Source organism: Pseudorhodoplanes sinuspersici (assembly GCF_002119765.1).
Lineage (GTDB): Bacteria > Pseudomonadota > Alphaproteobacteria > Rhizobiales > Xanthobacteraceae > Pseudorhodoplanes > Pseudorhodoplanes sinuspersici.
Genome location: NZ_CP021112.1, coordinates 2,081,640 through 2,095,354 on the forward strand (window position 1 = coordinate 2,081,640; position 13,715 = coordinate 2,095,354).

Annotated in this window: 14 protein-coding genes; 8 read left to right on the forward strand and 6 right to left on the reverse strand. The window is 60.2% G+C overall.

Going from position 1 to position 13,715, the window contains the following annotated elements:
• Positions 1-34 precede the first annotated feature (34 nt).
• The 3 genes from CAK95_RS10135 to maiA are packed head-to-tail and all read left to right on the forward strand — an operon-like array spanning position 35 to position 2,076.
• On the forward strand, positions 35-922 hold the full coding sequence (locus CAK95_RS10135; RefSeq protein ID WP_086087808.1) for an NAD(P)-dependent oxidoreductase: 888 nt from the start codon (positions 35-37) through the stop codon (positions 920-922).
• 9 nt (positions 923-931) lie between these two features.
• Complete coding sequence (locus CAK95_RS10140) at positions 932-1,375, forward strand: GlcG/HbpS family heme-binding protein (protein WP_086087809.1); 444 nt, start codon at positions 932-934, stop codon at positions 1,373-1,375.
• 47 nt (positions 1,376-1,422) lie between these two features.
• On the forward strand, positions 1,423-2,076 hold the full coding sequence (gene maiA, locus CAK95_RS10145) for a maleylacetoacetate isomerase (protein WP_086087810.1): 654 nt from the start codon (positions 1,423-1,425) through the stop codon (positions 2,074-2,076).
• Between the two features lie 11 nt (positions 2,077-2,087).
• Here maiA and CAK95_RS10150 read toward each other — a convergent pair whose 3' ends face one another.
• On the reverse strand, positions 2,088-3,092 hold the full coding sequence (locus CAK95_RS10150) for a LysR family transcriptional regulator (RefSeq protein ID WP_086087811.1): 1,005 nt from the start codon (positions 3,090-3,092) through the stop codon (positions 2,088-2,090).
• 91 nt (positions 3,093-3,183) lie between these two features.
• Between CAK95_RS10150 and CAK95_RS10155 the strand changes: the two genes are divergently transcribed.
• Both CAK95_RS10155 and CAK95_RS10160 read left to right on the forward strand, forming a co-directional pair.
• Entirely contained in the window at positions 3,184-4,323 is a 1,140-nt protein-coding gene (locus tag CAK95_RS10155) for an LLM class flavin-dependent oxidoreductase (RefSeq protein WP_086087812.1), read from the forward strand.
• 247 nt (positions 4,324-4,570) lie between these two features.
• A complete protein-coding gene (locus CAK95_RS10160; protein WP_086087813.1) occupies positions 4,571-5,575 on the forward strand; it encodes an ABC transporter substrate-binding protein in 1,005 nt (334 codons plus the stop codon).
• A gap of 266 nt (positions 5,576-5,841) precedes the next feature.
• Here the strand turns inward: CAK95_RS10160 and CAK95_RS10165 are convergent, their stop codons facing one another.
• From CAK95_RS10165 to CAK95_RS10185, 5 genes are all read right to left on the reverse strand, one after another.
• Positions 5,842-6,684: an ABC transporter permease gene (locus tag CAK95_RS10165; protein ID WP_086087814.1), complete on the reverse strand. Its 843-nt coding sequence runs from the start codon at positions 6,682-6,684 to the stop codon at positions 5,842-5,844.
• A complete protein-coding gene (locus CAK95_RS10170; protein WP_086087815.1) occupies positions 6,672-7,412 on the reverse strand; it encodes an ABC transporter permease in 741 nt (246 codons plus the stop codon). Before CAK95_RS10170 ends, CAK95_RS10165 begins: the two co-directional genes overlap by 13 nt.
• Positions 7,409-8,203, reverse strand: a complete 795-nt coding sequence (locus CAK95_RS10175) for an ABC transporter ATP-binding protein (RefSeq protein ID WP_086087816.1) — start codon at positions 8,201-8,203, stop codon at positions 7,409-7,411. The genes CAK95_RS10170 and CAK95_RS10175 overlap by 4 nt, the downstream gene beginning before the upstream one ends.
• Before the next feature lie 116 nt (positions 8,204-8,319).
• A complete protein-coding gene (locus tag CAK95_RS10180; RefSeq protein WP_157699581.1) occupies positions 8,320-9,264 on the reverse strand; it encodes a 2-hydroxyacid dehydrogenase in 945 nt (314 codons plus the stop codon).
• 114 nt (positions 9,265-9,378) lie between these two features.
• Positions 9,379-10,566 (reverse strand): M24 family metallopeptidase, encoded by a 1,188-nt coding sequence (locus CAK95_RS10185; RefSeq protein ID WP_157699582.1) that lies wholly within the window; start codon positions 10,564-10,566, stop codon positions 9,379-9,381.
• Positions 10,567-10,830: 264 nt separating this feature from the next.
• Between CAK95_RS10185 and CAK95_RS10190 the strand changes: the two genes are divergently transcribed.
• The 3 genes from CAK95_RS10190 (at position 10,831) to CAK95_RS10200 (ending at position 13,714) form a co-directional block, all read left to right on the forward strand.
• Positions 10,831-11,769, forward strand: a complete 939-nt coding sequence (locus CAK95_RS10190) for an ABC transporter substrate-binding protein (RefSeq protein ID WP_183044267.1) — start codon at positions 10,831-10,833, stop codon at positions 11,767-11,769.
• A gap of 180 nt (positions 11,770-11,949) precedes the next feature.
• Positions 11,950-12,723 carry an ABC transporter permease gene (locus tag CAK95_RS10195; protein ID WP_086087820.1) on the forward strand — a complete coding sequence of 258 codons (774 nt, stop codon included), beginning with the start codon at positions 11,950-11,952 and terminating at the stop codon, positions 12,721-12,723.
• A 205-nt stretch (positions 12,724-12,928) separates the two neighbouring features.
• On the forward strand, positions 12,929-13,714 hold the full coding sequence (locus CAK95_RS10200; protein WP_086087821.1) for an ABC transporter ATP-binding protein: 786 nt from the start codon (positions 12,929-12,931) through the stop codon (positions 13,712-13,714).
• Position 13,715: the final 1 nt, after the last annotated feature.

Sequence of the window (13,715 nt, forward strand, 5' to 3'; positions counted from 1 at the left end):
AATCAGCTATCCAACAAATAGAGCGAGGACGATCATGCGTGTGGGACTGGCCGGCCTTGGCAAGATGGGATCTGCGATTGCCGCGCGATTGCTGGAATGCGGCCACGAGGTGATCGTCTGGAACAGATCGCCGGATAAAGCCAAGCCATTGATGGAGAGCGGCGCCAAGATTGCCGCAACTCCGGCCGAGCTCGCCACGCAAGCCGAGGCGATTGCCACGATTCTCACAGATGCTGCCGCTGTCGATGCCGTCTATCACGGTCCGTCCGGGCTTTTGTCTGGCGATGTTGCCGGCAAGCTTTTCATTGAAATGAGCACGGTGCAACCGCAGACTGAAATCGCATTGGCGGAAAAAGTGTGCGCCAAAGGTGCGGCCTTTGTCGAATGCCCGGTGGGCGGCACCACGGGGCCGGCGCGGCAAGGCAAGTTGTTCGGTTTTGCCGGTGGCACCAAGGCGGAGTTCGAACGCGCCAAGCCGCTGCTCGACCAGATGTGCCGGCGGGTGGAGCATTGCGGCGATGTCGGCTCCGGCTCCGGCATGAAGCTCGCGATCAATCTGCCGCTGATGATCTATTGGCAGGCGCTGGGCGAGGCGCTCGCGATCAGCCGCCACCTCAACATCGAGCCGTCACGCATGATGGATATCATCGCCGATACATCCGGTGCGTCGACGGCCGTGAAGAATCGCGGGCAGAATATAGCCGCCTGGCTTGGCGGCGGGGATTTTGGCGCGGTGACGTTCAATCTCGATGACGCCCGCAAGGATATCCGCACCATGATTGCGGAAGGGAGAACGCGTGGGGTCGACCTGCCACTGATTGAAAAAACACTCGCCTGTTTCGATGAAGCCAGCGCTGCCGGCTTCGGACAGGGCGACGGATCGGGGCAGGCGGTATATTGGTCTCGCCGCAACAAGTCATAGGGAGTTCAAATGACGACACTCACTCTCGCGCAAGCCAGCATCATGGTCGATACGGCGTTGAAAACGGCACGCGAGAAGAATTTCGCTCCACTCACGGTTGCCGTGCTGGATGCGGGCGGTCATCTCGTCGCGTTCAAGCGCGAGGACAAGTCCGGCATCCTGCGCTTCGACATTGCTTTCGGAAAAGCGTGGGGTGCGCTCGGCATGGGTTTTGGCTCGCGGACGTTGTTCGAGCGCGCCGAGAAGGCGCCGATGTTCTTCACCTCACTTGCGGCGGCGAGCGGCGGCCGCGTCGTCACTAATCCGGGTGGCGTGCTGATCCGCGGTGCGGACGGCGATATTATCGGTGCGGTCGGCATTTCCGGCGATACGTCCGATAACGACGAAATCTGTGCGGTGGCCGGCATTGCGGCGACGGGACTGTCGGCCGATCCGGGCGGGTCGAAATCTTGAGCTTATAGCTCCCCTTCAGGGAAGGGACGAGAGACAGGGAGTAACCAATGCAATTCTTTTCCTGGTGGCGTTCGCTAGCGTCGTTCCGCGTGCGCATCGCGCTCAACCTCAAGGGCCTGACGCCGGAGGTCATCAACGTCGATCTTCTCAAGGGCGAGCAGCGCGCGGAGCGTTATCGCAAGGTCAATCCACAGATGCTGATCCCGGCACTGATCGATGAGGATGGCGGGCCGGTGCTGTTCCAGTCGATGGCGATCATGGAATATCTGGATGACGTGCATCCGCACCCCAATCTGCTGCCATCCGAACCTTTGGCGCGCGCCCGCGTCCGCGCCCTTTCGGGTATCGTCGCGTCCGACGCGCATCCGCTGATCGTGCCGCGCATCCGGGATTATCTCGAGCATGAGCTGAAGCTCGATGAAGCCGCGCGCATGAAGTGGATTCATCACTGGCTCGGCGAAGGCATGAAGGCGTTCGAAGCCAATCTTGCCAACAGCAAGGAGACCGGCCGCTATTGCCAGAACGACGCCATTACCATGGCGGATATCTGCCTCGTCAGCCATGCGGTCGGCTGCAACTTCTTCAAATACGATCTGACGCCCTATCCGACCGTGCGGCGGATCGTCGAGACCTGCATGCAGGATGAGGCGGTTTCGAAAGCCCATCCACTGAAACAGCCCGGCGCGCCGGCCGCGGCATAAAGATTCTCTGCTCACTCCCGTGAAGGCGGGAATCCAGTGACTCTGGGTCCCCGCTTGCGCGGGGACGAACGGAGAGATGCGGGCGCAGTGTTCAACAATACCGTTAGTCGTTCTGACGCCGTCTTCAAATCCTCCTCGAACCGCTCCAGAAACAGTTTCGCCGGCGTCGACAGGGTGCGCCGCGATGGTGTGATGACGATGAATTCCGCATAGAGCGGCGGATCAACGATCGGATTAACGGTCAGCGTGTCGCTGCCGATGTCATTCATGCAGATCAGCCCCGGCAGGATGGTCACGAAATCGGTGCGTGACACGAAATCGAACGTCGCCATCATCGCGTCCATCTCGATCATGCGATCGATACGGACGCCATTGGTCTGGAAATAAACTTCGAGATTGCGCCGCCGGACATTTTCAGGGCCCGGAACGACAATTGTCAGCGGCGCGCATTCCGACAGCCGCAGCGGCCGCAATGGCTTGAAGCCGCTGGCCGGTCCGGAAATCAGCACCTCGCGGTCGCGTAGGATCAGCCGCGACTTCAAACCGACGCGTCCCTCGAAAGCCGGCACGATCGCGAAGTCGAGTTCATCGGCGAGCACCTTGTCGGTCAGCATGCCGCTGTAAGCCTCGATGATATGCAGCCGCACATCGGGATAAGCTGGCACGAAATGCTGCAGCGTCGGCGCCAGCGCCGCGCGCGTGAAGGTCGGCATCAGGCCGATGCGTAACGGGCCCGTCACTGTGCCGGCCAGAGCCCGCATGTCTTCACCGGCGCGCTCCAGCATGCCGATGGCATCGACGCATTGCCGGTAATAGCGAAGCCCGGCCGGTGTCGGTGTCACGCCGGTTGCGGTGCGGTCGAACAGCCGCACGCCCAACAGTTTCTCCACCGCCGAAACATGCTGCGATATGCCCGATTGTGTCGCGTGCTCGCGTTCGGCAGCCCTGGTGAAGGAGCCTTCCTCACACACCGCGATGACGGCCTGGATCTGTCGCAGGGTTGCCTTGTTCGACATCAAAAAACCTGATGGCTACGCTCAAGGCATATTATTTCCGATAAAACCCTGATGCAGCTAAATTCTGCGGCAGACACACGGCGGAGTAACGATGAAACTTGGCTTCTTCACCATGCCGATCCACCCCCTGGGCAAAGATTGGCGGCAGTCGCTGCGCGAGGACCGCGAGGCTTTCATTCTGGCGGACGAACTCGGCTTTACCGAAGGCTATGTCGGCGAGCATTCCACCGATCAGGCCGAGAACATCACCTCCTGCACGCTGTTCATCGCCTCGCTGATCCACGCCACCAAGCAGATCAAGCTGGGCACCGGCACCGTGAACATGCCGAACAATCATCCGGCCAAAGTGGCGGCCGAGATTGCGATGCTGGATCACATGCTGGATGGCCGTTTCATTTTCGGCATCAGCCCGGGCGGCCTTCTCTCGGATGCGGAAGTTTTCGGCAATCTCGATGCCAACCGCAACGCCATGTTCCTCGAATGTATCAATCAGGTGCTGGCAATCTGGGGCGGCGAGCCTCCCTATAATCTGCGCGGCGAATACTGGACCGTCGTCAGCGAGCGCCATTTCGCGCCGAAGATCGGCCAAGGCTTTTTGCCCAAGCCCTTGCAGCGCCCGCATCCGCCAATCGTCGTCACGGCGGTTGCGCCATTTTCCAGGGGCGTGACGGAAGCCGCCGCGCGCGGATGGGAGCCGATCTCCGCCAACTTCCTGATGCCGGCCTGGGTGAAAAGCCATTGGCCGAAATATGTCGAGGGCTGCGAGCGGGCCGCGCGTCCGGCCGATCCTGCCAATTGGCGCGTTGCAAAAAGCATCTTCGTTGCCGACGACGACAAGACGGCGCGCGACTATGTGACCGCGCCGGATTCGCCGTATCGCTTCTATTACAATCAACTTTTCACCAAACTGAAAGCAAATGGCCGGATCGAATTGTTCAAGACGCACCGCGATCAGCCGGATGATGACGTGACGCTGGACTCGATCTGCGACAAGCTCATCATCCACGGCTCGCCCGAGAAGGTGGCGGACGAAATTCTGGCTTTCCGCGAACAGGTCGGCGATTTCGGAACGCTGCTCTATGCGGGCAAAGACTGGAAGGACGTGGCGCTTGGCCGCCGTTCGATGATCCTGCTGGCGGAAAAGGTGATGCCGAAGGTGAATTCTGCCATCGCCGCGCGATCAGCAAAAGTGGATACCGGTTTTGCGTTTGATCGCGCGGTCGCAAAATAAATCCGCGAAATCTCGTGCGGCGGAATAGCCGTCGCATCATTTTCTTGTTTGCGCCGCAATGCGGCGCATCGCCTCTGTACCGACATGCGATGCGCTTGACCTCCGATTGGGTTCGGCCTTTGATTGGCGCGCGATCAACAAAAATGGATGCCGATTTTGTGTCCGATCGCGCGACTTATAGCTGAACACGGTTGCGCCGCGACGTCATAAGCGTCGGGAAAGACGACCGGACACATGGGAGGAAAGTATGCGATTCACAAAGTGGATCATTGCGATCCTGGCTTCGGTTTTTGCCATCTCGCAGGCATCGGCGCAGGCGCCGGTCAAAATCCGCGTGGCCTGGACCGCGCCGGTTTCGAACTGGGGATCGATTCTTCTCGAGAAGAAGGATCTGGCGAAGCATCTCGGGAAATCCTACACGCTCGAGCCGGTGCGCTATGCCGGAACGCCGCTGATGATCACTGCTTTGGCCAATGGCGAACTTGAGGTTGCGAACCTTGCCTATTCAACGATCGCCATTGCCATCAAGAATGCCGGCCTCGAAGACCTGCGCGTGATCGCCGATGAATTCCGCGACGGCGTCGAAGGCCGCTACACCAACGAATATTATGTTCTGAAGGATGGGCCGATCCAGAAGGTGGCGGACTTGAAAGGCAAGGTAGTCGCAACCAATGCCGCCGGCAGCGCAGTGGACGTCGCCATGCGGGCGATGCTGCGCAAGGCCGGCCTCGAGGACAAACGCGACTACACGGTGCTGGAAACGCCCTTTCCGACCATGCGGGCGATGCTGGCGGAAAAGAAGGTGGATTTGATCCCGGCGGTATTGCCGTTCTCTCTCGATCCCGAAATGAAGAAAGTGGCCCGTCCGCTGTTCAGCCAGCGCGATGCCATCGGCGTCACCGACATGATCGTCTGGACTGCACGCAAGCCGTTCATCGACAAGAACCGGGCCGCGATGGTCGATTTCATGGAAGACAGCATCCGCATTGTGCGCTGGTATCTCGATCCCGCGAACCAGAAAGAAGCGGCGGAAATCGCCGCTCGCGTGACCAAGCAGCCGGCCGAGCGCTTCGGCTGGCTTTTCACCAAGGCGGACTATTACCGTAATCCGGATATGGTGCCCGATCTCAAGGCCTTGCAGAGCAATCTGAACATCACGAAAGAGCTTGGCTTCGTGAAAGATGACATAGATGTGAGCAAATATTCTGATCTGAGTGTAGTCGAAGACGCGTTGAAGCGGTTAAAGCAATAATCACATCACGGTGGACCGGCGCGCGACGAGCAAAAGAGACGACAACGCAATCGAGTTTACGCAGCTTGCGTAAGCTCTCCTGCAGATCGTGCGCTTACGAGCGACGAGACGGGGCCAGCCGGGCGGTGTAAACCGCCCGGCTTTTGTTATCGGTCGTCCCCGCGACGGCGGGGACCCGTAGCCGCCGCTCTTAATTGTAACGTCAAGCTAAAAGCTATTGAAATGTCACAGCGTACGGGTCCTCGCCGTCGCGGGGACGACGACGACTAGACCGTACTTGGGGCCATCGCTTCCTGATGCCATATCAAAAGGCGCCGCCGCAGGATGGCCATCGCTTTGACAAGCACATAGCCAACGACAGCGATTTCCAGGATGCCGGCGAAGACACCGCGCGAATCGGCAAAGCGCGACGCCTGCATCATCGCGCCGCCCAATCCGTAACCGCCCATCACCATCTCGGTGAACACGGCAAGGATCAGCGCGATCGGCAGCGCCACCTGAAGGCCGGTCATGATCTGCGGCAGCGCCGCCGGCAACGCGATCTGCCACAGCAATTCGCGATTGCTTGCGCCCATGTTGCGGGCGGACCACAACAGATATTGATCGACGCCGCGAAGGCCTACGATGGTCGCGGTGATCACCGGAAAGGCGGCATCGACAACGATCATCGTGATCTTCGAGGCATCGTAGACGCCAAGCCACAGAATGATGACGGGGAGGAATGCGACCTTCGGCATCGGAAACCCGACCGATACGATCGGATCGAAGAACCAGCGGACGAATGCGATGCGCGACATCGCCATTCCCAGCAACACGCCGACAACAGCGGCGATGAGAAATCCAGCAATGGCACGATAAAGCGTGACAGCGGTATTGATGAATAGATCGCCGGTCATGGCGTTAGTCCAGATGCGCTCCAGCACGGAACTTAATGTTGGCAGCTGGAACGGTGTGACGAGGCCGCTGCGCGCCAGCCATTCCCAGGCAATCGCCAGCGCGATGATCGATCCGGTATGGGCGAGGAACCAGCCGAGCCCATGCAAGAATTTACGTCCAGCGGACGGCCCGCTGTCCTGCCTCGGCGAGACCGATTGCGTCACTGTTGCCATCGCAGCATCCGGTCCTGAATCACCTGATAAATCCGGTCGGCGGCGAAACCGATAAACGCAACGGTGAGCACCACGGCATACATCGCATCATAAGTGCCATTGGCGCCCAGCGTTCCGATCAGATAGCCCAGGCCTTCGCGCGCCACGATCAGTTCGGAACTGACCAAGAGGATGAACGACAGGGCCAACGCAGTGCGGATGCCGTTCAGCAATTCCGGCGTCGCGCTCGGCACCACCACGTCCCACAGCATGCGCATGCGGCTCGCGCCCATGCTGCGCGCCGACCACACCAGCGCTTGATCGCAGCCGCGCGCGCCGTTATAGGCGCCGATGGTCACCGGCAGCATGCAGCCGAGCAGGATCAGCAGGATCTTGGAGCCGTCGCCGAAGCCGAGCCAGATGACGGTGACCGGGATCAGCGCCGATTTCGGCATCGGATAAAGCGCTTCGACCAGCGGGCTGAGCACCACATTCACAGGCCGCCACCAGGCCATGAAGATGCCGAGCGTTGCGCCAATAACGATGGCGAGAAACAGCCCGGCGCTTGCGCGCCAGAGCGATGCCGCGCCATTGGTCAAGAGTTCGCCGCTCTTCAGCAGATCCCACCAGGCGACGATGACATCGGATAGCGGCGGCAACGCCAATGACGATACAAGCTGCAGTCGCGATGCGGCTTCCCATGCCACCGCCAGGATCAGCAGCGGGAGATAACGGATCAGCGTCTTCATGAGGCGCGAACGCCCTGCATCTTCATCGCTTCGGCGCGCACCAGAGTCCAAATGTCATCCACCTTTTCCGCGAAGGCCGGCGACTTGAACAGCCCTGGATCGTTGCGATCGAGCTTGTTCTCCACAATGGTCTTGATGCGGCCGGGCCGTGCCGACATCACCGCAATCCGGTCGGCGAGATAGACGGCTTCCTGCACATCATGGGTGACGAAGATCACGGTCTTCGGCCGTTTCCGCCAGATGCTGAGAAGTTCCATCTGCATCAGGTGCCGCGTCTGCGCGTCCAGCGCGCCGAACGGTTCATCCATCAAAAGGATATCAGGATCGATCGCCAGCGTGCGGGCGATCGCGGTGCGCTGCTTCATGCCGCCGGACAATTGCGAGGGATAGCTGTCCTCAAACCCGCTGAGTCCAACGAGATCGATGAAGTGCTGGGCTGTCTGTTCGCGCTCGGCGCGTGGCAGGCCGCCTTTCTCCAGGCCATAGAGCACGTTGTCACGCACGGTTTTCCACGGAAACAGCGCAAAATGCTGGAAGACGATGCCGCGATCCGGGCCCGGCTCTTTCACCGGCTTGCCGCCCACCGAAATCGATCCGGTCTCGATCGGAATGAAGCCACCCATCAGATACAGCAACGTTGACTTGCCGCAGCCGGACGGCCCGAGCAGCGCCAGGAATTCCTGCGGCCGCACGTCGAGCGAAATATCCTCCAGCGCCAGGACTGGTCGGCCATTCGGTGGCCGGTACAGATGGCTGACCTTATCGACGATGATCTGCGGCTGATCCGTCATCGTGTTGTTCCCACCCGGCGATTGTCGCGGCTTTTGCCGTTCTATTTAGTTATTGAATTGATGCACACACGCCCATGATGCGCAAGCCTGCGGCGAGCTCGTTGCCACTGAACTCGTCACGCCGCGACCGGCGTCAGCAACGGCCTTTTCTCAAAGTGGGCGACGATATTGTCAATCATGAGCTGGCCCATCGCTGTTCGGGTTTCGATGGCGGCGGTGCCGTGGTGCGGTTGCACGATCACATTCGGGAAGTCCAAAAGCCGCTGGTCGAAATTGGGCTCGCTTTCGAACACATCGAGTGCGGCAAAGCCAAGTCGTTTGTGCGTCAGCGCATCGATCATCGCCTCTTCATCGACGACACTGCCACGTGCCACATTGATCAGCGTGCCGTTTGGCCCAACCGCATCGATCACCGCGCGCGAAACGAGATGGCGCGTTTCCGGACCACCCTTGCACGCGATCATCAGGAAGTCGCTTTGCCGCGCCAGTTCGACAACGTCGCCGACGAATATATAGGGCACGTTCTTCTTTTCGCGCGTCGCATTATAAAGAACGCGCATGCGGAATGCTGTTGCGCGATCGGCAATCGCGCGGCCGATGCCGCCAAGCCCGATCACGCCGCAGGTCTTGTTGGCGACACTGCGTCCGAGCGAGATCGGTCCCTTCTTCGCCCAGGCGCCCGAGCGGGCATAATGATCGGCGAAGATGATCTGCCGCGCCGAGGCCAGCATCAGCCCGATGGCAAGATCGGCGACCTCCGGTCCAATAATATCGGGCGTATTGGTAACGGGAATACCGCGCTCCTGCGCTGCTTTCAGGTCCACCGCATCGATGCCGACGCCGAAGACCGAGATCACTTCGACATTCGGCAGTTTGTCGAGGATCGCGCGAGTCAGTCCGCGATTGGCTTCGGTCGCGATCGCGCGAACGCGGATCGCAATGTCGGGCGGAATATCGTCCGGTTTCGGCAGATTGAAGTAATGATGCACGCTGTAGCGGCGATTGAGTTCGGCCACCGTTGCATCGGGGAACGCGCCGAAATACAGGATGTCAGGCTTCATTCGCCGTTTCCGTCCCTTGCCATGACGCATCGCCGCGTCTGTATCGTCATATGATACAAGTTTCTTGTTGTTGAGAATGCTAGCGAGCGCGTGGCTTCGAAGTCAAATGCGCGACTAAAGCTCGAACACTTTCTTCGGCGTCTTGTGCAGACATTCGTCTGGCCCATCCTTGCCCATCAGGTAATTGTCGCAGATCACCGCAAACAGCGATGGCGTCTCGAATCCGGGATGCACGGCGAAGTTCATGCCGGCTTCGATCGACATGGTTTCGTCAGCACGGATCAGCGGGCGCTCGACGAGATCGTAGCCTTGCCCGTGGGCATAGAGGCGCTTTTCCGCGCCATAGCCACGCGTGATCATGAACTCATCATGCGCGGCCGCAACGTCGCGGCAGGGTACGCCGGGCTTCATCTTGCTGAGGGTATATGTCTGCGCTTCCTTCACGGTTTCGAAGCCGTCGATGACTTCATTCGACGCCTTGCCGAGCACCATGGTGCGCGCAATCTCGGTGTACATGCCGCCGGGGCCGGCATTCTCGATCAGCAGCGAGAAGTGATCGCCTTCCTGCAAGGTGCGCCCCTGCATATAGCGATCGACGAAATTCGAGGCCTCACCGAGCGGCGCCGATGAGCCGAGGAACAAACCCTGCTCGCTGCCCAGAAGGCGGCCTTCATATTGCGCAAGCGCCGTAATGTCGTTGTCGCGCATGCCGGGTTTGATCTTACTTGAGACACGCGCGAAAATCTCGTCCTGCATTTCGGCGCAGCGACGCACCAGCGCCATTTCCTCATCGCTCTTGATCGCCTTGATCGCATCCACCCATTCGGTGGCGTCGTCGATCTGCGTCTTGCCGGCAAGGCCGGCCTCGATCTGCGTGACGAAACGATACGGCATCGTGCCAGCGCCGAGCAGGCCGATGCGCTTGTAGCCGCGCCGTTTCAGTTCGGAGAGAGCAAGCTCGCCTTGATAGCCGTCGGTATAGGCGATGGAGGTGAAGGCCGGTGTGCCGATCAGGTCGCCGACGCCGCGCTGGATCTTGTGCTGGCCGTCGAGATTGCGGCGCGACCCGGTCGGGCCCATGTCAACGACGGTCATGGCATCGTCGGCGTGAAAGATCACCGTGCGAGGATAGCCGTTATAAGCCGGGTAATCGGTGAACCACTTCACGTAGCCGCCCAACCAGTCGTTATTGTTCTGCATCACCAGTGCATCGAGACCGCGGTCTTTCATGCCGGCGCGGATCGCGGCCCAGCGGCGGTTCAGCTCGGCATCGGAGATGGGGTTCAGTCTGCGGTCGTTCATTGCAGGTCCTTGGGCATATCCCTTGCGTTCCCGTCCGGCGGCCTTCTTGTTGGGTATTTCCTTGGCATCGGCTGATGCTTTTTCCGCCGTTACCCGCACTATCCGGGATAAGCCTGCTCCAGACAATGCCGCGCGGCCCGTATGTCGGGCCAAGGTCGCGGCTGGCATGCTGTTTTTTGCATAATTGACTTTCGGTTCGGCGGCGTGTGCCATGGCGGCAAAGCCGGCAACCGGCTGTTCCAATCGGAGGGGTCTTACATGAACATGAAAGCCATTCTGGCAGCGGCGGCGGGCATCGCCTTGCTCGCCAGTCCCGCATCCGCGCAAACCAAGGTCGCCATCGGCATATCCGGGTGGACCGGCTTTGCGCCCCTGACTTTGGCGAAGGAGGCCGGGATTTTCGCCAAGAACGGCCTCGACGTGACCATCAAGAAAATCCCGCAGGCCAGCCGTCATCTGGCGATTGCCTCGGGTGACATCCAATGCGCGGCCACAACCGTCGAGACCTGGATCGTCTGGAATGCGAGTGGCATTCCGACTACCCAGCTCTTCCAACTCGATAAGTCCTATGGCGCCGACGGCATGGCCGTGCGCAACGACGTCAAATCGATCAAGGACATCAAGGGCAAGACGGTCGCCGCCTCGGCGCCGGGCACTGCGCCTTACTTTACGCTGGCTTGGTTCCTGAAGAAGAACGGCCTTTCGGTCAAGGATGTGACGGTGGTGAATATGGAGCCCGGGCCGGCGGCGCAGGCTTTCATCGCTGGCCAGAACGATGTCGCCATGACCTATGAGCCGTATCTGTCGGCTGTGCGTGGCGCTCCGGACAAGGGCAAGATCATCGCCACCACGCTCGATTACCCGATGGTGATGGATACCTTCGGTTGCACCCCAAAATTCATCGCCGACAACGAAGCGGCTGTGAAAGCGCTGACCAAGAGCTATTTCGAAGCGCTCGACATGATCAAGAAGGATGAGAAGAAGGCCTACGAGATCATGGGCGCGGATGTGAAACAGTCTGGCGAGCAGTTCGGTAACTCGGCGAAATATCTGCGCTGGCAGGATCAGGAGGCGAACAAGAAATTCTTCGCCGGCGAACACGCGGCCTTTTCGAAGGAAGCTGCGGACTTGTTGCTCGAAATCGGTGTGATCAAGCAGATCCCCGATCTGTCGAAGCTCGCCGATCCAAGATTTGTGCAGTAATGACATCTCCGCGCTCCGGACGCGATGCAGCGCCTAAAGCGCGTTGACGCGCTATGGCGGTGCATCGCTGAGCCGGGGCCCATTCGCTTGGCGGCCTGGATTGGGTCCCGGGTCAGCAACGCACCACTTGCATGTTGCGCTGCGCCCGGGACACGAGTTTCGAGTTTACAGCATAAGCTGATGACACCCCTCGCACCCATATCGAACACCGCCCGCATCCTGCTGGGCGTTTCGTTCTTCATTCTGTTCATCGCGGCATGGGCTTTTGCCACCTTCGGCGGCTATGTCTCGAAGACCTTCCTCGCCGACCCGCTGACCATGGTGCAGGACGGCTGGCTGCTGCTGACCCGGCACAATTTCTCGTTCGATATCGGTGTCACCATCTGGCGCGTGATCGGCGGCTTTATTCTTGCGTCGCTGATCGCGGTGCCGCTCGGCATCCTGATGGGCGCTTACAAGCCGATCGAAGCCCTTCTCGAGCCCTTCGTATCGTTCGCGCGCTATCTGCCGGCTTCAGCGTTCATTCCGCTGTTGATCCTCTGGTCAGGCATCGGCGAATTGCAGAAGCTCCTGGTGATCTTCATCGGCGCGGTGTTCCAGATCATCCTGATGGTGGCGGGCAGCGTCGGCAGCGTGCGCCGCGATCTTGTCGAAGCGGCGCTGACGCTTGGTGCGCGCGACCAAGGCATTCTCGCGCGAGTGCTGATTCCATCGGCGGCTCCGAACATCGCCGAAATCCTGCGCCTCGTGCTCGGCTGGGCCTGGACTTATGTGATCGTCGCCGAACTGATCGGCTCGTCGTCCGGCATCGGCCACATGATCATCGACAGTCAGGCGTTGCTGGCAACCGGCCAGATCATCTTCGGCATTATCGTCATCGGCATCATCGGCCTCATCTCGGATTATCTGTTCAAGGCGGCCAATCGCTGGCTCTTTCCATGGAGCCAGATATGACCACCATGTTTGACGCGGCCGCTTATCATTACTCCGCAGTCCGTCCTTTTACCTCCCCCTGGAGGGGGGAGGTCGTCCGCCGAAGGCGGGCGGGAGGGGGTGAATCGCGCAGCGAACAGATCACCCCACCCCGGCTCGCCGCAAGCGCGTCTCGCCGACCCTCCCCCTCCAGGGGAGGGTGGCAACTTGCGGAGCGCTATTCGGCATGACCAAGCTCCGCATCGAAAATGTCACCCGCGTCTTCCCCGCCGTGCATGGCGGCTCGCCGACACGCGCGCTCGAGCCGATCAATCTCGACATTGCCGACAATGATTTCGTGACGATCCTCGGACCGTCCGGCTGCGGCAAATCGACCTTGCTGCGCCTCGTCGCCGGGCTCGATACGCCGACCACCGGAAAGATTGTGCTCGACGGCAAACAGGTCACGCGGCCGGGTCCGGATCGCGGCATGGTGTTTCAGTCCTACACGCTGTTTCCGTGGCTGACGATCTCGGACAATATCGGCTTCGGATTGCGCGAGAAAGGCGTGCCGCAAGGCGAACGCAGCGCCATTGTCGGCCAATGGCTGGAGCGCGTCGGACTTCAAAGCTTTGCGCGGCACTATCCGAAACAACTCTCCGGCGGCATGCAGCAGCGCACGGCGATAGCGCGGGCTCTTGCCAACGGCCCCGAGATCCTGCTGCTCGACGAGCCTTTCGGCGCCCTCGACAATCAGACCCGGGCGCTGATGCAGGAATTGCTGCTCGGCATCTGGGAGCGTGAACGCAAGACCGTGCTGTTCGTCACTCACGATATCGAGGAATCGATTTTCCTTGCGTCGCGTGTGCTGGTGATGAGTGCGCGCCCCGGCCGCATCAAGGCCGATGTGCGTGTGACCTTGCCTCATCCGCGGCATTACACGATCAAGACCTCGCCGGAATTTTCCGAATTGAAAGCGCGGCTGACCGAGGAAATTCGCGCCGAGGCCGTGTTGGCGGCGGAAGCGCATTGAA